The organism is Candidatus Zixiibacteriota bacterium (genome assembly GCA_040753875.1).
Classification (GTDB): Bacteria; Zixibacteria; MSB-5A5; order GN15; family FEB-12; genus DATKJY01.
In genome coordinates, this window is the sequence record JBFMDV010000038.1 from 1 (window position 1) to 22315 (window position 22315).

The following is a 22315-nucleotide window of genomic DNA, read 5'->3' on the forward strand; positions in this document are numbered from 1 at the left end:
AAGGAATGGAGGTGTAGAATGAGGGTCGAGAGGTTCATCTGTTACTTGTCGGTCGTGATAGTAGTACTTGCGGCTGGCATTCGCGCGCAGTTCTATCACGGTACTGATGGAATGGTACCATTGGGGATCGACTCGACAAAAGTGGTCGTCAAATTCGATGCTGGGGCATCGCCGCAAGACGTGTCGTCACGGATTGCCCGAATTGTTGTGATAGTCCAGGATACCAACATGCTTCCGGGATTTGTGGCGTGTTCGTTGTCCGTTACAGATGGTTACATGGCATTCGTGGATTCGCTAAACAATGCCGAGGGGATTTACCTTGGCGAGCCATATTACTACTTTCCGAGTGGTCTGCCAGCGACGGTCGGCGAGACGTTTGTCGCGGCCTTCAACCTCGAACTGTCGGCATTTCAGATTGACAGCATCAACCTTCGGTATCGAGTTGTGATTGACCATGCCTTGGAGGGGATAGAGAACGTATTCATTCTCAGAAATACCGATTCTTCCGGCTATCGGCTTCTGGACATTACTAACCTTTACTACGATCTGCCGGAGACCCGCTATGCAGACCCACAGTTTGGCATCCGCGTACAGGCGATGTCTTACAAGCTGTTCGATTACTATCATCTATACCAGCCGCACACCAAGAAGGTGATCGGTACGTTCAATAGCACTTCGGTCTGGGATTTTGCAGGACTGAACAATCCCGATACAGTGGCCGTGATAGATGACGGTGTCGACACACATGAGGACTTGCCTGCATCCAGAATTCTTGCGGGGCGCGATTACTTTCCCCCAGATTGGGATCCCCGACCCGGGTCGCAGCAAAACCACGGTCAGTCAGTCGCCGGAACAGTTGGCGCTTCTCACACGACAGACAGCGTGTCAGGCTTACAGACAAGCAGCGGGATATTCTCGCTTAACCCAGGTGTAAAGATTCTGCCAGTGAAAATATTCTCCGATTTAGGACAGGGCATGCTCCCGGAAGAAATCGCTCCGGCCATCATTTGGGCATATGAAAATGGCGCAGACATTCTGTCCAACAGTTGGGGGTTACCACCTGGCTATATGGATGATCAGACGTTAAATGAGGCGCTTCAGGAGGCGAATACAATGGGGCGTTTTGGACGAGGCTGCCCTGTGATATTCAGTTCGGGAAATTGGGGAGGCAAATTCGCGGGCGTGGCATATCCGGCCAGATTACCTTATTGCTTCGCTGTCGGCGCGACGCATTTGGACGACACCCGATGGGAGTACAGCAGCTATGGGGCTGACCTTGACCTCATGGCGCCAAGCGGAGATACCGACTATCGCGGGGATGTCTGGTCACTGGACCGAATGGGGTCCCTGGGAAAGAACCCGAACGAGTACGGTGATTGCCCGCCGGTTGCCAACGATTTCGACTACAACTGTCATTTCGGCGGTACCTCCGCGGCTTGTCCGGTTGTGTCCGGCACGGCCAGCCTCCTTCTATCTCGCGATTCCATGCTGACCGCTGACGTAGTCTATGAAATCCTTCGCTACTCGGCAGTTCCCATCGGTGCCACGGTGCCGAACGACACGTTTGGTTATGGGCGGGTGGATGCCTTCAGGGCTGTGCTTTCCATCGCGCACGGCGATGCAACGAACGATGGGGCAATTGACATATCTGATCTCACCGCAGTTTACGAATTCCTTTGTTGCAGCGGGCCGGATTTCTTCCCTAGCCACCTGCTGGGAGACTGTGACTGTGACGGCTTTGTAGATATTTCGGATGTCGTGTGGCTTGTGGATATGCTCTTCGAAAACGGCCCAGCTCCGGTCAAGCCGTGCTATGAGTTCTGATTCTGGGCCTCCACTGGTGACGTGCCCTATTGCTCGCGCGAGGCGGCTATGGAATCCAACCTGCTGCGCTTCGTACTGCACACCTTCGGCGAGTTGCTTGCAGGATGCAGGGAAGGGGATCTCTGGGACTCTGACATAGGAACGCAAGCGTCTTCAAATCAATTGCTTCCCCGTGCAGATAGCCGTACCTTGCAGGCACGTACAGAAGATAAAGGCGTCCGTATGGATCGCACGAGGAAACCATGTCTCCAACCCGTTCTTTCTCGTGGGCGATTAGCGCCCTGACGGCGTGCGCCGTCCTGTGCGTCCCAGTCCTTCTCCCGGGCTGTGGCCAGAAAAACGAGTCGACCGACCAACCGGCCGATGCACGTCAGGCATCCGAGTTAACTATCGGCGTCTCTCTTCTCACCCGAACGCATCCATTTTACCAGGACCTTGAGGCGGGACTTCAGCACGCGGCGGCCTCCAATGGCTACAAGCTGCTCATCACGGCCGGGGAGTTCGATGTCGCCAAACAAAAAGATCAGCTTCAGGATTTCATCGTCCGGAAAGTGAACGCAATCATTGTCGCGCCGTGTGACTCCCGTTCGATTGGGACCTCGATTGCAGTGGCTAACGATGCCGGTATCCCGGTGTTTACGGCAGACATTGCCTGTCTGGCGGAAGGGGTGAAGATTGTCACGCACGTTGCTTCTGACAATGTTACGGGCGGGCGCCTGGCGGCGCAGGCGGTGGCGAGCGCGATCAACGGCGTTGGGAAAGTGGCCATAATCGACCACCCGGAAGTTGAGTCGGTGATTCAGCGAGTGAAGGGGTTTGAGGAAGAGATCGCCTCGACGCCCGGGATCACAGTAGTCGCAAAGCTTTCGGGGCATGGGACGAAAGACCAGGCGTTTCGCACGGCAGAAGATATGTTGCAGGCGCATCCGGATTTGGCGGCGATTTTCGGGATAAATGACGACTCGGCGCTGGGGGCACTGGCGGCGGTCGAGAAGGCTGGTAAGCTGGGGAAGGTGAAGATAATCGGATTCGATGCCGTCCCGGAAGCGCGCGAGGCGATCAAGGCGGGAAAAATCTACGCCGATGTAATTCAGAAACCGCACGAGATTGGGATGAAGACGATCGAGGCGGTGAAGGCATATATGTCCGGCAGTGTCGTGCCGCCGGCAACCCTTATTCCATGCGCGTTGTTCACGCAGCAGGATGCGACCAACGCAGCACAGTAATGCGCATCAAGGTAATCAGCCGGCCGTGAATCGTCCGATGCTGCTCAACATGAGCGGCATCCGTAAGGCGTTTCCGGGAGTGCTGGCGGTCGACGGCGGCTCGTTGGAGTTGGCGGCGGGGGAGATTCATGCCTTGGTCGGAGAGAACGGGGCCGGCAAAAGCACGCTCATCAAAGTACTCAGCGGCGTGCATGAGCCGGACGCGGGGGAGATTTCGTTCAATGGGGTGGCGGTTAGGTTTAAGTCACCGCTCGAGTCGCAACGAGCGGGGATTGCGGTAATCTATCAGGAGTTCACCCTCGTCCCGGCGCTTCCGGTGCACGCCAATCTGTTTCTGGGTCACGAGCCGATACGGCGAGGGATGATCGATGCCGACCATGAGCGGCGCGAATCGCAAAGGCTGTTGAAGCGACTTGGTGTCGAGATCAATCCTGATGTTCTCGTTGCCGAGCTCAGTGTAGCGCAACAGCAACTGGTGGAGATCGCTCGTGCACTGACTCGTGAAGCACAGATACTGGTGATGGATGAGCCTACGGCCGCACTGGCGCCGCAGGAGGTTGACGCACTGTTTATCGTACTCAGGGAACTCACCAGTCGCGGGATGGGAGTAGTTTTTATCAGTCACCGTCTCGATGAGGTGCTCGCAATTGCTGACCGGATAACGGTGATGCGGGATGGCCGGACGGTCGGTATGTGGAATGCGAATCAGTTATCCCGCGCGCAGTTGATTGAGCAGATGGTGGGGCGGCCGTTGGAGAGAGAGTTTCCCAAGGTGAGATTGCCTTCGGGCGACACAGTCCTTGAAGTGCGCAAGCTATGCTCCGATCGCGTGTACGACATTTCTCTTAGCGCGCGACGGGGAGAGGTGCTCGGTATTGCCGGGTTGATGGGGGCGGGGCGCACGGAGACGGCGAGATTGATTTTTGGGGCGGACAAGAAAACGGGAGGGGAGATACTGGTGGATGGAAATGTTGTGCGGGTCAATACTCCGCGCGACGCGATACGGAGCGGAATCTGTTTGCTCACCGAAGATCGCAAGCTTCAGGGTCTTATTCTCAAGGCGGCAGCGCGGGACAATTTTTCACTGCCGAATCTGGCGCGCTGGTCGCGTCTGGGATGGGTGCGGCGAAGTATGGAGCGGGCGCGATTTGAGAAGCGCATTGCTGACCTCAGGATCCGACTGTCCGGTCCTGAGCAGCCTGCCGAGGATTTGTCCGGCGGCAATCAGCAGAAACTGCTCGTAGCGCGTTGGCTGGAGACAAATTCGCAAATTGTCATATTCGACGAGCCGACGAGGGGTATCGACGTAGGGGCGAAGTACGACATGTATCTGCTCATCAATGAACTGGCGGCGCAAGGCAAGGCAATCATTATGATATCATCGGAACTGCCGGAACTGCTCGGCATGTGCGGCCGGATTCTGGTGATGCGCGAAGGGCGCTTATCCGGCGAGATTACGGAAGTGTCATCCGCATCGCAACAGGAGATCATGGTGTTAGCGGTATGAAGCAGACTGATATCAGAGCCACATTGATGCGACTGTTGGTCGAGTACGGCATGTTGATCATACTGCTCCTTCTGTGCTTGTTGTTCACGGTGTTGACCATGTCTAAGCAAGTACCGACCGGGCGGAATGCAGCCGAGGGGGTCACCGAGATACTGCATGAGCGACTTAAGCCCGGTGACAACCTGCTCATCGTCATACCCGATAACCCGGAGGATCATCAGTTTGTGGCCGGGCTGTCTGAACCATCGCCGTGGAGGGTGGCGGTGCTGTCCGGGGATCCGGTCCGAGTGCGTAGTATGCTCGGGCCGATCGTCGACACGCTACCGGTTGGGAGCGTACTGGTCACGACACGGACCTATGCGCCGCTGGTACAGGCAGTGCTGGCGGAATTTGGAAAGTCTGACGCGGTCGAGATTATCACGCCGCCTACCTATCGCTGGCCCACGTTTCTACTTGCCGAGAATATCAAGAATGTCGCTAACCAGATCACGGTGATCGCCATAATTGCGATTGGGATGACGATGGTGATTATCACGGCAGGGATTGACTTATCCGTCGGGAGTCTGGTGGCGCTGTCGGCAGTAGTCGTGGCATGGCTGATAGGCTGGTTTGGAGGGGATGGCGCATCGACAACATTGATGATCGCGGCGTGTTTAGGAGGGATAGTTCTGTGCGGAGTGATCGGTGCGTTCAGCGGCCTGATGATTACGGGGTTCGGCATTCCGCCGTTTATTGCGACGCTCGCAATGATGCAGGTGACGGCGGGGATTGCGTATATCATTTCGCAGGGGAAACCGATCTATCAGGTCCCGGAAGGATTCATCTGGCTTGGACGCGGCGCCGACCCACTGCTGGGGATTCCCATTGCAGTTATCCTCATGGTTATGTTGTACGTTGTCGCGCATCTGCTGATGTCTCGCACGACACTGGGGCGTTATATCTACGCCGTTGGCGGCAATGCCGAAGCGGCACGGCTGGCGGGAATTCGCGTGAAGCGAGTGCTGTTTTTCGTGTACGCGGTGTGCGGAATGCTGGCCGGGCTCGGCGGTGTGGTGATGGCCTCACAACTCAAGAGCGGCGCGCCAACTTATGGTCTTACCTATGAACTCTACGTGATTGCGGCTGTCGTAGTGGGTGGCACGAGTCTGAGCGGAGGCCAGGGACGGATACTCGGCACACTTATCGGGGCGTTTATAATCGCGGTGATTCAAAACGGCATGAATTTGACCAATGTCGAAAGCTATACACAGAAAGTTGTCCTGGGACTGGTGATCCTTGGCGCGGTGATGCTCGACCGACTCAAACAGCGCGGGCTGCACCGTCGCAAAAAGGCAGCGCCTGTGTGATCAATGGCGAACGAAACGCGAATGGTGGATAAGGGAACAGTGTCATGAAAAGAATGATCGTGGTTGTTGCGCTGATGACCGCAGCCTGCTTTGGGGCTGCGTTTGCCCAGGCGCCGACAGAAGAAAAGGCAAAGAAATTGTATGTGGTGGGGACATCGCACCTCGACACGCAGTGGCGATGGACCATTCAGAACAGCATCAACGAGTATATACCATCGACGTTTCGGGACAATTTCAAGCTATTGGAATTGTTTCCCAAGTACGTGTTCAGTTTCGAGGGGGCATTCCGGTATTCGCTGTTCAAAGAGTATTTTCCGGAGGAATACGCGAAAGTGAAACCGTATATTGAGGCCGGACGCTGGCGGGTGACCGGCAGTTGGTGGGATGCGGTGGATGTCAATGTGCCGTCGTTTGAATCGTTGGTGCGGCAGACGCTCTATGGCAACGGCTATTTCAAGCGGGAGTTCGGCAAGACGAGCCGCGATATCTTTCTGCCGGACTGTTTCGGGTTTGGTTATGCGCTGCCATCGATTGCGAGGCACTGCGGACTGGAGAGTTTCTCCACACAGAAACTGACCTGGGGTTCGGCGTATGGTGTGCCGTTCGATATCGGCAAGTGGCAGGGGGTGGACGGTTCCACCATTTTCGCGGGGATTCGACCGGGCGACTATGTCGCCAAGATTGGCGGTGATTTGAGCCGCGACACGCTGTGGGATGGGCGCATCACGCGGCAGGGGGACAGTACGGGTTTGTACGGCGCTTATATGTATTTTGGTACCGGGGATATTGGCGGGGCGCCGGAATCGCTATCGGTGGCATGGTTACAGAAATCGGTTGAGAGCGATGGCCCCATCGAAGTGAAGTCAGTCGGTGCGGATGATCTGATAGGACTGGCGAACTCATGCGACACCTCGCGATTGCCACGTTACAACGGGGAATTCCTTATGACCCGGCACGGAGTTGGTTGCTATACCTCGCAGGCGGCGATGAAACGATGGAACCGCAAGAACGAGCAGCTTGGGGACGCTGCCGAGCGGGCGTCGGTGATTGCGTACTTGGTGGCAGGACTGCCGTATCCGCGCGAGGAATTACGTGACACGTGGCAGCGATTCTTGTGGCATCAGTTCCACGATGATCTGACCGGCACGAGCATTCCGCAGGCGTATGAGTTCTCGTGGAGTGATGAGGTGCTCTGTCAGAACCGGTTTGCGCAGATACTGGAGAATGCGGTCGCGGCGACGGCGGTGCAATTGGTGACTCAGGTAAAAGGTACGCCGTTGGTGCTATTTAATCCCCTATCAATCGACCGGGCCGATGTGGTGGAGGCAACAATTGCGTTTCCTGAAGGTGCACCGAAGTCGGTGAAAGTGTTCACGGACAGAAAGTCTGAGGTCCCATCACAGGTCGTCACGCGATGGCCGGAGAGTCTGAAGGTTGTATTTCAATCGATCGTGCCCTCGGTTGGATACGCGGTTTACGATGTCCAAGGATCGAAGAAACCATCCGCGTTGCCGACTAATGTGAAGGCAACCGACCGGACACTTGAGAATGAGCGATATGTTGTGACGCTCAACGATGACGGCGATGTCTCATCGTTATTTGACAAGAACCTAAAGAAGGAATTGCTCACAGCGCCCATCCAATTCCAACTCCTAAGGGACAAGCCGAAAAGATGGCCGGCATGGGAGATCGATTACGAGGATATCATAGCGCCACCGCGAGCGTTTGTCGGCGGACCGGCGCAGATTCGTGTGCTTGAGAGCGGCCCGGCACGGGTGGCGCTGGAAGTTATGCGTAAGACAGATAAGTCATCATTCCGGACAGTGATCTCATTGGTGTCGGGCGGCAATATCGTGCAGCTTGACAACGAGGTCGATTGGTACGAACCGGAGACACTCTTAAAGGTCGCATTCACGTTGGCCTGTGCGAATGACAGCGTTACATATGATCTTGGACTCGGAACGATCAAACGCGGGCTCAATCACGAGAAGCTGTACGAGGTGCCGGGGCATCAGTGGGCGGATATGACAGCCCAGGACGGATCGTACGGTGTAGCGGTGCTCAATGACTGCAAGTATGGATGGGATCATCCCGATGCCGGTACGTTGCGCTTGACGCTCATCCACACGCCGGGCGTGTACGATAGTTGGTCGTGGGTAGGGGATCAGAGTTCGCAGGATGTGGGGCATCACGAATTCAGCTTCGCGATTCAATCGCACTCCGGTGATTGGCAGCGGGGCGGGGCGGCATTGGAGGCGGTCAAGCTCAATCAGCCGGTTAGTGTGTGGCAGACGGACCGGCATGCAGGTACGTTGGGACGGTTGTTCTCGCTGTTCCAATTGCCAATGATCACTGAAAAATCGGTTCGTACTCCTGATGGGCAATCACCTTTCTCCAAGAGTTATGAATATGGTGTTCTGGTTGAGGCCGGAAATCTTATCATGAATATTCCAGCAGACCGCAGACCGGGGCTCGATATCAGTTACATGACACCGCAATTTATGCTAACAGCGATGAAGCTATCTGAAAATACAGATGACGTCATTATCCGGCTGCGCAATCTGGTTCTCGCTCCGGCGGATTCGGTGCCCATACGATTCGGCCGGACAATCTCCTCGGCCACCGAAGTGAATGGTCAGGAAGAGTCAAAGGGAACGGCTCACTTCAGCGACACGATTCTCAAAGTAGCTGTAGGCCCATACCAGCCAAAGTCGTACGCTGTTAGGATGGTTGAGACCGCGCATGTACCGGTTGAGATAATATCACAATCGGTCAGCTTGCCCTTCGACCTTGATGGTATCAGCACTGATGCCGACCGAAGGGACGGCAATTTCGATGGTCACGGAAACAGTATCTCCGGCGACCTGCTGCCTGACACGCTGATTCATCTGAATATCCCGTATGTATTCGGTCCTAAAGTGAGCGGAGCGAAGAACGTTGTCAGTTGCACTGGACAGAAGATTACGCTGCCGCTCGGCGGGTATCAGGAGCTGTGCGTTCTCGCCGCATCTGTCGGTGGGCCGGCGGAAGGAACGTTTGTGATTGGCAAGGACTCAGTTCGCGTCTGGGTGCAGGACTGGGCGGAGCCGATTGGACAATGGAACAACCGATTGGTGGCCGGTAATCTGGTCACTGAGCCGGAACAGATTGCGCCGGGCTATATCAACCGTCAGCCGGTGGCTTGGTACGGCTCCCACCGGCACACTGCGGCAGGCGAGAACGAAGCGTACCGATTCAGCTATCTGTATCTGCTGACGTTCGATTTGCCGCCGGCGACCAAGTCGATCACACTCCCAAACAATCCGCGAATCAAGGTGCTGGCTGCGACCGTGGCGAAGAAACCGTATGAGGATGTCCGCGCGGCGACACCGCTCTATGACGTCACTAACTCCACACTGGCGAGGATTGTAGTAGACAGCACGAGTTTCCTTGGTCAGGCTACAATTACGATGTCATCGCCTGTACCCGGCTCGGTCGTGCATTACACTCTTGATGGCAGCGATCCGACTGCTGAATCGCCGGTGTATGTTGAGCCGATTAGGGTGAATGCCACCACGGCAATCAAAGCGCGGGCGATCAAAGATGGCGCGGATGACCACCATGTGGCATCGGTGACGGTGCACCAGTTGACGGCACGTGGGTCCTCGACATTAGTTAGTCCGGCCTACGGATTGAACTGCTCTTACTATGAAGGGGAGTGGAGCAAGCTGCCGAATTTCGATTCGCTGACGGCAGTGAGAGAAGTGGTTATGCCGGTGGTCGCAATTCCGCCCTTTGCCCGCAAGGAGTTGTATGGACTGGTGTTCACCGGATATATAAATATCCCCAAGGACGGAGTGTATGAATTCGCCATCAGTTCCGATGACGGCAGCCATTTGATAATCGGCGACACGCTATTGATCGACAACGACGGTCTGCATGGTGCCGGCGATGTTACGGGGTTGATCGCACTCAAGGCGGGCCCGCATAAGTTCGCCGTGAGGATGTTTCAGGCGAAAGGGGATCAGGACCTGGCGGTGTCGATCACCGGCCCGGGTTTACAGAAGCAGAAGTTGAACAAGGAGATGTTGTGGCATGGGGGGAAGCCGACGCGAAAGTGAGCTTCGATGGGCTAACAGCAAATAGGCAGTGTTCCGCCGAAAAACAGAAAGTCGACTAGTTTTTGAAGATCACTAATGTCAATGGTGCCGGAGATATCCATGTCGGCTTCGGCCGAGCAACTGGTGATTGAACCACCGAAGAATAGAAAATCAACTAACGCAGACAGGTCAGAGATGTCAATCGTCTCAAATAGATCTCCGTCGACATTACCGGACAGTGCATTACAGCAACCGCTCAGGCAGAACGGTCCTCGAAGCTGCGCGTACCAGTGCTTAGCTTTGTCGACAGCAGATTGGAGAATCTGAGATGTCCCATTGCGGATGGAAGCAAAAACGGAGTAGACGAGCATCGTGTCATTTGAGGGAAGTTTATAGTTGGTCATAAATGTGAGAACCGAATGAGCATCACCCGGCGGTTCCGAAATATAGAATCCTATGGAAAACACTCTGGTCATAAGAGAATCGAATATGAGCCCTGAAGCGGAGTCAACGAAGTGGTCGTTTGCGGCCGTATAGCCGCCGTGGACATCCGTTCGGAGACAACAATAGTCGAGTGCCACAAGGCTCTCAGTCTTCCATTCCATCAGCGCTATTCCGCCAAATCGCCTGTCGTTCTTCTGACACTCGAGCCCGACTTGTGACACGTATTCGAAACCCGATTGGTAAACCACTCGGTCATTGAATCCACCCCTATTCACAGCATCGGTGTCGCTCGGCACATTCCAATCCACAAGTTGGCCGACCGTCACACCAATATGTGACCGACCGTCAGATGGGAATATGCGCATGAACTGCACGATGAATTCGCAGCTATCGCCCGTCCGTGGTGCCCACCAGGTAATTTCCACTGCAAGAGAAGAGTCGCTTGTCAGCAACTGACCGGATTCGATGCGCTGGTAACTGCTGGTTGTGACGTTCGTATGGCTGAAGATTGGCGGGATGGTATCAATAATTGGTTTGAAGCCGTACGTAGAATCAGGTCCCTCGCCGAATACCGACCAACTGCCGACCAACGTTGTGTCATCTTTGCGGTCGATGATGATCGGGGAGCCGTCGAAGAGGTAGACATCGGTCTCGCCGGGAATCGAGTCGACCGTGTCGCAGTCGCCGAAATCCCAGTAATCCATGTTAACTTTTCCTTCCCCCATATGGCCGACATTGCCGTTGGTGCCGACGACCAAGCGAAGACAGCTTGTAGCGATGGTGTCATAGATGACGGGAGTGGACTGGGCAAATAGGGTCACGGGGAACAACGAGATGAGAAAACAAACAAAATCGGATGTTGAACGAGCGCGAATCATTGAGTCCCACCGTGTGTGGCGTATTTTTCGTCCCGATTGAATATACTCAACGCAGAGTCAGACGTCAATGATATTCGACTCTCGGTGCCGAACGGGTTTCAAAACAGCAGGAACATGTAGCGCAGAATGTAATAGACGCCGATCAAGATGAATATTGCGCCGGTACCGAAGCGCACGTAGCGTTCGATCTGCGTCAGGCGATTAAACAGGCGCCCGACCGAATTGATACTGAACGCCACCAGCACACCGAACAGAAGCACCGGCAGGCCTGTGCCGATGCCATAGAGGGAAGGAAGCAGGATGTATGACTGGTGCTGGACAGACAGCGGCACGAGACTCCCGAAAAACAGCGCTGCTGAGACTGGGCAGAACGACAGTGCGAAAAACGCCCCCAGAAGTCCGGCGCCCCATACGCTGCCCCGGGCGGCGCGTTCCTGAATCTTGTCACTCGGAGTGAGGCCGGGCAGCGCGACATTCAGCCAACCGAGCAGAATCAGTCCGACCAGGATGAGGATCGGTCCCAAAAGAGTATTCATGTACTTCTGCAAGAAGTTCGATACGCCGGGAATGGAAAGCAGGCCGGCTGTCACCACGGCGCCGATCACGACATAGGTCAGCAGTCGACCCACCACGTAACTGATGCCGGTCCAGAGGGCGTGACCGGCGCTTTCCATACGCTTGCCGATGAACGAAACCGCGGCTATGTTGGTGGCCAGGGGACAGGGACTTATCGACGTGAGAATCCCCAACCAGAGGGCGGAAAAGGCGGCCAGCATCAGTGAGTCCATCAGAGCCTCCGCAGATATTCCGAGACTTCGGCGTTCACGTAGTGCATGAAGGCCGGTTTATCGTCGACATATTTCCAAATGTCGTCGAGGCTTTTCCACTCCGACACCCGGCCATCGGCGGAATCCACAATGATCAGCGCCTGAGAATACAGTTGATAGTCGTCAACGAAATGCGTGTTTGGTTCAACTTCTCTGTTAATGACCCGCCATTCAAGCTTCCCATTTTCCATGGGTTCGGCGAACCGGCTTTTCAGGGTTTCATCGATATAGGCTTCGATAGTGAGGCAGGTCTGGCAGCGTACGTTGCCGTGAAAATAATATGCGATGATGCGATGCTCGGTGCGGGAGCTTCGGCCGAGTGATGTCTCACTTCCTGCAGAAAGCCAGCCCATCTGACGGCCGGCAAACACGAGGATGCTGGCCGCGACCAAAAGCAGCAGGGCGAAGGTGGCGATTTTTTTTGGCGTCATGGATGCTCCGATCGGTTACTTGGCGGGGTCAAGGAACAGTCGCACTTCGCTCTGGATGTACTCAGTGAACTTCGCCTTCGCACCCGATAAGAGCCACACTTTGTCGAGGTTTGTCCAGCGAGTCTGTTCCCCATTATGGATGTCAGCAAGGACAACCGAGCGCGTGTACAAAAGGTACTCTTCGATGTAATGCTTGTTCGAGTCCTGGTCCGTGTTAACAACCCGCCACTCCAGGTCGCCGCGTTCGAGTTCGGCCGTGAAAGCGCTATCGATCGCTTCTTTCGTGTAGGCTTCGATCTTCCGGCAGGTGGCACAGCGAACGTTGCCGTGAAAGTAATAAGCGACCACCTTGTGCGGTGCGACCGTGCTGTCACCGGTGTCGGCTCTGCTCGCTTCGACGGCGGCCTCGTCACGGGGCGTCTCGCCGGCGCGAGCTATCAGCCAGCCGCCTATCCACAAAAGGGTGATAGCCGCACTCATAGCGGACATTTTCAAGTGTTTATTCATTATCTGTTTCTCCCGGAATGAGTCGATTCAACCATAGAGAGTTTATGCCAACAGTAGTTTGAGTTCTTCGATGGATGGGACCTTGCCGGACAGAATGACCTTGCCATCGATTGCAAGGGCCGGAGTCATCATGACACCCATATGCATGATGGTGTTGATATCCGTCACTTTGAGCACCTCACATTCCAAGCCGATCTGCTGCACAGCAAGCCTGGTGTTCTCTTCGAGCTTCTTGCACTTGGGACAGCCAGTTCCCAGAATTTGAATCAGTTTCATTTGGCATCTCCTATTCAAAAGAGTATCCGTAGATCATGCCGGTAATCGTGGCCATGACAACGACGATACTCACAAATACCACGGTCTTTTTCATTCCCATGATGCTTCGCAGTACCAGCATGCTTGGCAACGAAAGTGCCGGACCAGCGAGCAAAAGCGCCAGGGCCGGGCCTTTGCCCATGCCGCTTCCCAAGAGGCCCTGCAGAATGGGGATTTCAGTCAGCGTCGCGAAGTACATAAACGCGCCTGCAACCGATGCGAACAGATTTGCCCAAAGGGAGTTACCGCCGACTGAACGGCTGATCCACTCCGAGGGAATAAGCCCCTCGTGGCCGGGCCGGCCCAGGAGTAGTCCCGCAATGAGCACGCCTACGAGCAACAGGGGTAGAATCTGCTTGGCGAATCCCCAGGTCTGTTCGAACCAACTGCCCATCTCGCCGTCATCGTTGCTGGTGATGAGCGACAGGCCGACAAAGCCTGCGGCGAAGGGAATTAGCGGATGCTCTCGGAAAGTGAGCCCAAGCGCCACTACTGGAATTGCCGCAGCGAAGATCTTCCACCACCGCATGCGAAACCAAGTGATCAGGATAAGCCCCAGCGCAATTGCCGAAAGACCGGTGAGGTGCCACTTGAGTTCATAGATGGCGTTCCATATCCCTGCCGGCTCGCTTGACCTTCCCCAGTTGGCAAATACGAGAATCGCGATCATAGAGGCAAAATAGAGCACGGTCTGCCACAACGGACGGGCAGCCGGCGGATCAGGCAGCGCAAGCTGAGCATCAGCTTTGGCAGATTCTTCCTTTCGATATATGAAATGCATGATCAGGCCGACAACGACACTGAACATAACCGCTCCTATCGTGCGGGCGAGTCCCATTTCTATGCCAAGGATGCGAGCCGTTAGAAATATGGCCAACACGTTGATCGCGGGTCCCGAATACAGAAAGGCCGTGGCGGGGCCGAGTCCGGCGCCCATTCGGTAGATGCCCGCGAAAAGCGGCAGGACGGTGCACGAACAGACTGCAAGGACTGTCCCCGAGACAGATGCTACCCCATACGCCAGCACCTTGTTGGCTTTCGCGCCAAGATACCGCATGACCGATGCCTGGCTGACAAAGACGCCGACAGCACCTGCGATGAAGAAGGCCGGTATCAGGCAGAGCAGCACGTGCTCCTGGGCATACCATTTGACAAGTTGAAGGGACTCGGCGACGGCATTGTCGAAGCGCGGTGATCCGACCGGCAGGTAGAAGCTGATGAGGAAGGCGGCGACAATCACCGCCAACGGCTTCCATTCTCGTTTCCAATCCATAGCCGGTTCTTTCTAATACGTGGTCATTTGGCAAAATCGCCAAATATGGACCCAAAAAAACTACTTTCGTTCCGCCAGGGCGACTTGCTCCTTCGCCGATAACTTTTGCACCTGTGACACACATCCGAAGAAATTCAGAATACACGGCACTTTCAATGAATAGAAGACCTGCAGGCCCCGCTTTTCATCCTGCACGATTCCGGCGGCTCTCAATATCGAGAGATGTTTGGAGACGGTAGAGGTATCCGCGCCGATCATCTCCGTCAGTTCGCAGACACACCGCTCCTTCCTCGACAACTCGTCCACTATGAACAACCTGGTCGGGTGGGCCATCGCTTTGATTATTCTGGCCTTGGCTTCAAAGTGCGCTTTGGTCTTGTTGTCCATAGTTGTTTCAATGCCTGCAGTCGTTTATACGTGGCAATATCGCCAAATAGCCAAAAAAATCAATGATTTTTTAGAGATTGTACAGAGTATCGTGACCGGCAGTGCAACAATCTGTTACGCATGGCCGACTGTCGGTCGAATTGTACTTGATGTGGATCTAAGAGACCACGAAACTCAGTTAGCGCAGAAGAGAAGCCTGGATATTGCCGCTCACCACACTCAATGATGCTTCACATTCGTAACAGAATGTGCAACTGATCTCCAGCACTGTGGTAACCGGCTGGCCGTTAATGGTCTCCGGCGTATACCTGCCTCTCTTGAGGGCCTCAATAAGCAGGTCAGGGTAGACGCTGTTGGCGGGATAAACTTCCGTAACCGCCCAAGATATCCGTCCTTTCGGATCAATGGTAACAAGCGCCCGTACGAATCCAGTGTCGGTTTTCCGCTTGATGGTTGGCCAGCGTGGCGGCGGAATTTTGGCGACGGCCGGCAACATGGCGCCGGATCTTCTCTGATTGTTCGGGGAATAATAAGGAATCGGCGAAACCGGCGTGACATCGATGGGAAAGTCCGGTATGTCGTAGTCAGCAATCTCGTTGTTGCTGGTACCGGAAGTAGTAATGATTTCAGGTCCGTTCTCCGCACTTTCGCCCGGCACAGTTGCCATTTCGTCGATTCTGGAGACCGGGTGCCATTGCGGCCGGATCGGGACTCCGAAATCGTGCACAATCTTGATCTTGGATGCAAAGCCACCGGCAAGAAATTCAGTTTGCGTCCTTGCCGCATCGGCCACTTGGCGACCGATTGGGCTTATGGCCCCCGCAGCATTGCCCGTCGAACCACCGATGGGAAGCTCTGGTGCGGAGGGCGTATCACCTATGTTCTTGCGGGTCGGTAATGCTAACCATGAAATCGTAATGATAGCGATGATGCTCACGCCGTACACGACGACCATAGACCGAACGAAGTTCGTCTGATAAGCTCGTTTGAGATCAAGCCCAAGCCAGTTCCAGTAAACCGGTGACGGACTATACCCCATATAACCCCGCACTTTTCTACAAATAAGTACGCGATTAGAACACTATATGTTCAGAGTTATGATTTCTGGGCGGCGACTCACCACGGTCCGGTCAGCACGTGTCGCTGGTTATTCTCATGTACTGCAGTGACTTATATCCAGGCGAGACAACAGGAAGCAAGCTGCGCCGAGTAAGAACCGCTCTGGTAGATTGTTGTCGGGTGGGGCCAGAATACTCTATATTACGGTCAGGCTTGGCAGGTTCATGACGTGAGAAACGCGGATACCATAGGAGATTATCTTACCGAAGCTTCACCATTCCCTAATGGAACGCTAACGTTTGACTTTGTTCTAATGAGCGCGGTTGAACAATGTCAAACCCAGGAGAGAAGCGAATCATGGCTAAAGAAGCGATTCTGGTAATCGAGGACGAAGAGGACATTCAGGAACTGGTCAACTACAACCTGACCAAAGAGGGATACCAGGTTGCCTGTGTGGGATCTGGCGAGGAAGGCGTGCGCAGCGCCAAGGCGCGACTCCCACATATCATCATTCTCGATCTGATGCTTCCGGGCATTGATGGACTGGAGGTCTGTCGGATTCTCAAGAGTGAGCCGAAAACCCAACACATTCCTATCATCATGCTGACTGCCAAGGGTGAGGAGAGCGATGTGGTGACCGGTCTGGAACTTGGGGCCGACGATTATCTCACCAAGCCGTTTAGTCCCAAGGTGCTGCTGGCGCGGATGCGAGCGATTCTCCGTCGCAAAGCCAAGCAGACGACAAAAGACGACACAGTCATCAATATACACGACATCGTCATTCATCCGGGACGGCACGAGGTGCTCATGCAGGGGAAGTCGGTCGACCTGACGCTGACAGAGTTCCAGATCCTGCACCTGTTGTCCCGCCGTCCGGGTTGGGTGTTTGGCCGGTACCAGATTGTCAACGAGATTCGCGGCGACAATGTCCTGATCACCGATCGGGCGGTCGATGTGCAGATAGTCGGCCTCCGCAAGAAACTCGGCACACGCGGTCGGTATATCGAGACGGTCCGCGGCGTGGGGTACCGTATGAAGGAGACGGCATGAGCCGCAATCGCGTGCTCTGGTACCTTCTCGCGTCATATTTCCTCGTTCTCATCCTGTCGTTAGGGGCTGTTGGCTGGCAGATTTCCGTATCTTTCAAGCGATCGCAAATCGACCGTGCCGCTGAAGATCTCAAAGTTCGCGCCCTCCTGGCGACCAGCCAGCTTCAGAGCAGTTTTGTCACTAACGACTTTACCTACGCAGATTCTCTTTGTCGTACGCTCTCGGCTCGTGTCGGCGCACCAGTGACTATTTTCCTGCCATCTGGCAAACCGATCGGCAGCTCCGAAAATCGCGAGTTGGACGCCGACATAGAGTCAACTCGCCCGGAGGTGAAACAGGCGCGACTCGGGCAGATCGGCACTGACGTTCGGTTCAGCCGTTCCTTGGGTCAGGAGGTCATGTTCGTAGCGCTGCCGGCGGCAAACGACCAAGGCGTGCAGGGGATAGTGCGCATGGCGTTTCCGGTCGGGTATATCGACTCCGGTATCAAGGACCTGCGCATGAAGCTCGTGATCGCGGGGCTGCTGATCGGGCTCCTTGCGATCGGCATCAGCGTGGCGATCACCTTTCGGATAGCGCGGCCGATCGAAACTCTCAAGAACGGGGCGACCCTTTTTGCAGCCGGTGACCTCGATCAGAGGTTGCCAGTGTCTGGCTTTGAGGAAACCCGCAAACTGGCCGCCGCGATGAATGACATGGCCGAGCAGCTCGACCGTCGCATTCGTGCCATCACGCACCAGCGCAACGAACAGGAAGCGGTGCTTGCAAGCATGATAGAAGGAGTTATCGCGGTCGATGCCGACGAGCGGGTGATGAATCTCAATCGCGCCGCCGCGCAGCTGCTTCGTGTGCCTCCTGAGGCGACGCTCGGCAGGACTATCCAGGAAGTCGTGCGTAACACCGAGCTTCAGAAATTAATGAGCCGAACGCTTGCCAGCCGCGCCCCGGTGGAAGGGGAGTTTATACTCACCGAACACGGCGAGCAGTTCATCCAGGTACATGGAGCGCAGTTGCCGGAGTCCGAGGGAAAGAACCCGGGCGCGGTGATCGTCTTACACGACATCACGGCACTGCGACGACTCGAGAATCTACGCCGTGACTTCGTGGCCAATGTGTCGCATGAGCTGAAGACCCCCATCACCTCTATCAAAGGATTTGTGGAGACGCTTCGGGACGGGGCGGTGGAGCACGCCGAGGACGCCCGCCGTTTCTTGGGAATTATCGAAAAGCATGTCGATCGGCTGAACAACATTATCGAGGACCTTCTTACGTTGTCGCGGATCGAACAAGGGACCGAGCGGGCGGAGATTCTTCTGGAGGATGGGGATGTCTGCGAAGTCTTGCGCGGGGCACGCGACCTGTGTCTGGTCAAGGCCACCGAAAAGCGGCTCACGCTTGAGGTTCGATGCGATACGTCCCTGAGAGTTCGTCTCAACCCTGCGCTGCTCGAACAGGCAGTGGTAAACCTGATTGATAATGCCGTGAAGTACAGTGAGCCGGACCGACGAATTTCCATATCAGCTTCGGAGATGGAGGGGCGCATCACTATCGAAATTCGGGACGAAGGGTGTGGTGTTGCCGCCGAGCACTTATCGCGTCTCTGGGAGCGGTTTTATAGGGTCGATCGCGCCCGTAGCCGCAGCCAGGGTGGGACTGGCCTCGGCCTTGCCATCGTCAAACATATCGCGCTGGCGCACGGCGGGAATGTCAGCGTGGACAGCATCCCCGGCCAGGGAAGCACCTTTCGCATTCATCTTCCGAGCGGTACTGCGCGACCTTAGCCATCACCTTAAGATTCAGCCATCATCGTTCGCGTACTCGTTGTCCGGGATCGTGATGCGCCTGAGCACCGCCTCCAGTTCCACCCCTGACTCCACAGGGAAATATTAACCGGCCCCTAACGAAATCCTAACTGGTGGCCGGTTTAATTGTTAGGAAGCTGGAGAGAGGAATCCAGTTAGGAACATGGACAGAAAGGGAAGAGAACGTGAAACCACTCAAGCTTGGCTTGAGCCTGGCCGTCCTGACACTGGGCGTCATCGGCCGGGTGAACGCACAAAACGCCGACGATAGTCTCAAGGCCGTGGTCGATGAAACCAGGCAGCAGGTTGAAGGGATGGCCGAGAACATGGCCATTCTGACCGGAGATGTGGAGAAACTGAAACAACTGAAAGTATCCGGGTACCTTCAAGCGCGTTATGAACTCAACGACAGCTCACGGTACGGCATCACCGGCGGCTACGATGCCACCAAGAACCTGAACGCGAACAACATCTATATCCGTCGCGGCCGTATCAAATTTCAGTTTCAACCGAACGCCTCCAGCCGGTATATCATCTACTTTGACGCCTCGAAGGATAAAGTGTCCTTGAAAGAGGCATATGTGGACCTCAGCCACCGATTCAAGGAACATGCATTCACGCTGACGGCCGGGCAGTTCAATATTCCATTTGGGTACGAGATTGAATACTCGTCATCGAAACGGGATTTTCCCGAGCGAAGCCTGACCGAGCGGACGCTGTTCAAAGGGGAACGGGATCGCGGGGTCAACTTGAGCTGGACACTTCCAAAGAACGTCCAGTTCAATGCCGCCGTGCTTCAAGGATACGGTATAGAGGACAGCAAGTTCACCTGGTTTGACCCTACCAAACAGAAGGACGTTCTCGGACGCGTGAAGGTGAAGCTGGGGATGGTCGACTTTGGCGTGTCGGCGTATCACGGCAAAACATATGTACCGGGTACAGCCGCGGTGGCTCCGGTGACCACGTACATAGATGTGAACGGCAATGGTCTGGTGGATGCCGGTGATTCGGTGAGGACGACGACCGGCTCAGCCGCAACGCCGGCGGTCGAATACGACAAGAACCGGGTGGGCATCGATGCCCAGTTGTATCTCGATGTTCTGCCACTTGGCGGCACGGGCGTGCGGGCTGAGATGATCGGTGCCCGGGACAAAGGGAAGATGGAACGCGGCTGGTATCTGTGGTTATCGCAGGCTGTGTACAAGAACTTCGGCGGGGCGGTGCGATACGATTATTTCGACCCAAACACCAGCGACGCTGCGAAGAGTGACGCCACCGGCACGCTTTCCCTGGCAGCACACTACTACTGGGATGCCAATGTCCGGTTAACGGCGGCGTACGATATGCCGCGACTTCTGAAAGATAACTCGATCTTCTCCAAAGCGTCCGGCGACAAAAAGGACAACACGTTCACACTGCAGTTTCAGTATTCGATGTAGCGAATAACAGGAAAGGATTGACGATGAAACGGATCATCTTACGCACCAGCGCGCTGATCGCGATTGTCACGGCAATTGTCATTGGCGCCAACTATCTCGGGATCGCAGCGGGCCAGGCGATATCGGTGAAGGGCTCCGACACGATGGTGTTGTTGGGCCAGCGCTGGGCCGAGGCGTTCATGAAGCAGAACCCGGGTATCGTGGTTCAAGTGACCGGGGGCGGTTCCGGAGTGGGGATCGCAGCGCTCATTAACGGCTCCACTGACGTCTGCGAAGCCTCGCGTCCCATGAAAGCCTCGGAGGTTGATAAACTCAAAGAGCGCTTCAATTCTCCGGGCGTGGAAATCCCCGTGGCACGCGACGGGCTCTCCGTCTATCTGAATGATCAGAACCCGATCAGCGAACTCTCGATCGACCAACTTGCGGCCATATACAGCGGCAAGGCAACGAATTGGAAAGAGTTCGGCGGAAATGACGCCCGGATCATTCTGTATGGCCGCGAGAACAGTTCCGGCACCTACGGATTGTTCAAGGACGAGGTCCTGAAGGGGCGCGACTTCGCACCGCAAACCCAGACGCTACCCGGAACCGCGGCTGTGGTGAACGCTGTGTCAAAAGACCCCAACGGGATCGGTTACGGCGGCGCGGCGTATGCCAAGGGCGTAAAGGACGCCAAGCTGAAACTGGATGCCAAGTCGACGGCGTATCTGCCCACCGAAGAGAATGTCAAGAGCGGCGTCTATCCGCTTTCCCGGTATCTCTTCTGGTATCTCCGCAACAAGCCGATGGGCGATACCAAAAAGCTGGTTGATTTTGTGCTGTCCGAAGAGGGCCAGAAGATCGTGGCTGAGGTCGGCTATTACGGTTTGAAGTGATTCAATTGCTGTGCGTCCGGGAGAGATACTGGTATGGCCTCTCCCGGTCGCGTCTTCAACACGGCTCATGTAATCCTTGCATAATTCTAACAATTTTCTAATATCGCTGCAGCGATATTGGAAATTACCTGTTCGGGATAAACGGGAAACCTCGAAACGCCGGTAATGGAACTGAGATGACGCACAGTTCGGCAGCTATATCAGGGTTACTGTGTTTGGTGGCGACGACCATTGCGGGTGAGACTATAACGATTAAAGGTTCCGATACGATGGTCCGACTCGGACAGCGCTGGGCTGAGGAATACATGGCACTCAACAAAACAGCGGTGATTCAAGTAACGGGCGGTGGCACTGGAGCCGGCGTGGCGGCGCTTCTCAACAGCGGCACCGATGTCTGCCAGGCCTCACGCGATCTAAGCGCTCGTGAATTCGAGCTGGCATCGAAAAAGCGAATTGCTCCCCTCCGGATCACTGTTGCTCTTGATGCGGTCGCCGTGTATTTGCACAAGGCGAATCCGGTCGAGAGTCTCAGCCTGGGGCAACTCAGGGGAATCTACACCGGAGCCATCACCAGCTGGCGCGATCTGGGCGGACCGGATCATCGCATCGTGCTATACAGCCGGGAAAACAGCTCGGGGACCTATGTTCTCTTTCGTGAGGTGGTGCTCAAGAACCATGATTATGCTCCGGAGGCGCAGACACTTCCCGGGACCGCCGCCGTGATCAATGCGGTCGCGCACGACCGATATGGTATCGGCTACGGCGGCATTGCCTGGGAGAGCAATGTCAAGCATGCGATGGTGAAGCCGACCGACACGAGTGCGGCGGTATCGCCGACCGACGCGAACGTATCGCGGGGAGAGTATCCGATTGCGCGCAAGCTCTACTGGTTCACCAACGGCGAGCCGACCGGTGAACTGGCTCGGCTGCGGGATTTTGTGTTGTCGGATACCGGGCAGCAGATTGCGGCACACGCAGGTTATTTCCCGTTACTGACCAACGTGGTCGAGAAGACTGAAATGAAGTAAGACGAGACGGCCGGCCAC

General features: G+C 55.5%; 18 protein-coding genes. 10 read left to right on the forward strand and 8 right to left on the reverse strand.

Annotated elements, in window-relative coordinates:
• Positions 1–18: 18 nt before the first annotated feature.
• The 5 genes from AB1644_13625 to AB1644_13645 all read left to right on the forward strand — a co-directional run bounded on the left by AB1644_13625 (position 19) and on the right by AB1644_13645 (position 10003).
• Positions 19–1824 carry a S8 family serine peptidase gene (locus tag AB1644_13625; GenBank protein ID MEW6052087.1) on the forward strand — a complete coding sequence of 602 codons (1806 nt, stop codon included), beginning with the start codon at positions 19–21 and terminating at the stop codon, positions 1822–1824.
• Between the two features lie 242 nt (positions 1825–2066).
• Complete coding sequence (locus AB1644_13630; GenBank protein MEW6052088.1) at positions 2067–3050, forward strand: substrate-binding domain-containing protein; 984 nt, start codon at positions 2067–2069, stop codon at positions 3048–3050.
• Positions 3051–3075: 25 nt separating this feature from the next.
• Positions 3076–4557 (forward strand): sugar ABC transporter ATP-binding protein, encoded by a 1482-nt coding sequence (locus AB1644_13635; GenBank protein MEW6052089.1) that lies wholly within the window; start codon positions 3076–3078, stop codon positions 4555–4557.
• Positions 4554–5903 (forward strand): ABC transporter permease, encoded by a 1350-nt coding sequence (locus tag AB1644_13640; protein ID MEW6052090.1) that lies wholly within the window; start codon positions 4554–4556, stop codon positions 5901–5903. The genes AB1644_13635 and AB1644_13640 overlap by 4 nt, the downstream gene beginning before the upstream one ends.
• A 44-nt stretch (positions 5904–5947) precedes the next feature.
• A complete protein-coding gene (locus tag AB1644_13645; GenBank protein MEW6052091.1) occupies positions 5948–10003 on the forward strand; it encodes a glycoside hydrolase family 38 C-terminal domain-containing protein in 4056 nt (1351 codons plus the stop codon).
• Positions 10004–10014: 11 nt separating this feature from the next.
• Here the strand turns inward: AB1644_13645 and AB1644_13650 are convergent, their stop codons facing one another.
• The 8 genes from AB1644_13650 to AB1644_13685 all read right to left on the reverse strand — a co-directional run bounded on the left by AB1644_13650 (position 10015) and on the right by AB1644_13685 (position 16083).
• Positions 10015–11247: a hypothetical protein gene (locus AB1644_13650; GenBank protein MEW6052092.1), complete on the reverse strand. Its 1233-nt coding sequence runs from the start codon at positions 11245–11247 to the stop codon at positions 10015–10017.
• 155 nt (positions 11248–11402) lie between these two features.
• The gene (locus AB1644_13655; GenBank protein ID MEW6052093.1) at positions 11403–12092 is read right to left on the reverse strand and encodes an aromatic aminobenezylarsenical efflux permease ArsG family transporter; all 690 of its coding nucleotides are present in this window, start codon (positions 12090–12092) and stop codon (positions 11403–11405) included.
• The gene (locus AB1644_13660) at positions 12092–12562 is read right to left on the reverse strand and encodes a nitrophenyl compound nitroreductase subunit ArsF family protein (GenBank protein ID MEW6052094.1); all 471 of its coding nucleotides are present in this window, start codon (positions 12560–12562) and stop codon (positions 12092–12094) included. The genes AB1644_13655 and AB1644_13660 overlap by 1 nt, the downstream gene beginning before the upstream one ends.
• A 15-nt stretch (positions 12563–12577) precedes the next feature.
• A complete protein-coding gene (locus AB1644_13665) occupies positions 12578–13069 on the reverse strand; it encodes a nitrophenyl compound nitroreductase subunit ArsF family protein (protein ID MEW6052095.1) in 492 nt (163 codons plus the stop codon).
• Between the two features lie 42 nt (positions 13070–13111).
• The gene (locus AB1644_13670; GenBank protein MEW6052096.1) at positions 13112–13345 is read right to left on the reverse strand and encodes a thioredoxin family protein; all 234 of its coding nucleotides are present in this window, start codon (positions 13343–13345) and stop codon (positions 13112–13114) included.
• 10 nt (positions 13346–13355) lie between these two features.
• The gene (locus AB1644_13675) at positions 13356–14657 is read right to left on the reverse strand and encodes a permease (GenBank protein MEW6052097.1); all 1302 of its coding nucleotides are present in this window, start codon (positions 14655–14657) and stop codon (positions 13356–13358) included.
• 60 nt (positions 14658–14717) lie between these two features.
• Positions 14718–15044 carry a metalloregulator ArsR/SmtB family transcription factor gene (locus AB1644_13680; protein ID MEW6052098.1) on the reverse strand — a complete coding sequence of 109 codons (327 nt, stop codon included), beginning with the start codon at positions 15042–15044 and terminating at the stop codon, positions 14718–14720.
• A 178-nt stretch (positions 15045–15222) separates the two neighbouring features.
• Entirely contained in the window at positions 15223–16083 is an 861-nt protein-coding gene (locus AB1644_13685; GenBank protein ID MEW6052099.1) for a hypothetical protein, read from the reverse strand.
• Between the two features lie 377 nt (positions 16084–16460).
• Here AB1644_13685 and AB1644_13690 point away from each other — a divergent pair, with 377 nt between their 5' ends.
• The 5 genes from AB1644_13690 to AB1644_13710 all read left to right on the forward strand — a co-directional run bounded on the left by AB1644_13690 (position 16461) and on the right by AB1644_13710 (position 22297).
• Positions 16461–17153, forward strand: coding sequence for a response regulator (locus AB1644_13690; protein MEW6052100.1), 693 nt, complete (start codon positions 16461–16463; stop codon positions 17151–17153).
• Positions 17150–18934: an ATP-binding protein gene (locus tag AB1644_13695; GenBank protein ID MEW6052101.1), complete on the forward strand. Its 1785-nt coding sequence runs from the start codon at positions 17150–17152 to the stop codon at positions 18932–18934. The genes AB1644_13690 and AB1644_13695 overlap by 4 nt, the downstream gene beginning before the upstream one ends.
• 206 nt (positions 18935–19140) lie before the next feature.
• Positions 19141–20394, forward strand: a complete 1254-nt coding sequence (locus tag AB1644_13700; protein ID MEW6052102.1) for a porin — start codon at positions 19141–19143, stop codon at positions 20392–20394.
• 23 nt (positions 20395–20417) lie between these two features.
• On the forward strand, positions 20418–21269 hold the full coding sequence (locus AB1644_13705; protein MEW6052103.1) for a phosphate ABC transporter substrate-binding protein: 852 nt from the start codon (positions 20418–20420) through the stop codon (positions 21267–21269).
• Positions 21270–21445: 176 nt separating this feature from the next.
• The gene (locus AB1644_13710; GenBank protein ID MEW6052104.1) at positions 21446–22297 is read left to right on the forward strand and encodes a phosphate ABC transporter substrate-binding protein; all 852 of its coding nucleotides are present in this window, start codon (positions 21446–21448) and stop codon (positions 22295–22297) included.
• Positions 22298–22315 lie beyond the last annotated feature (18 nt).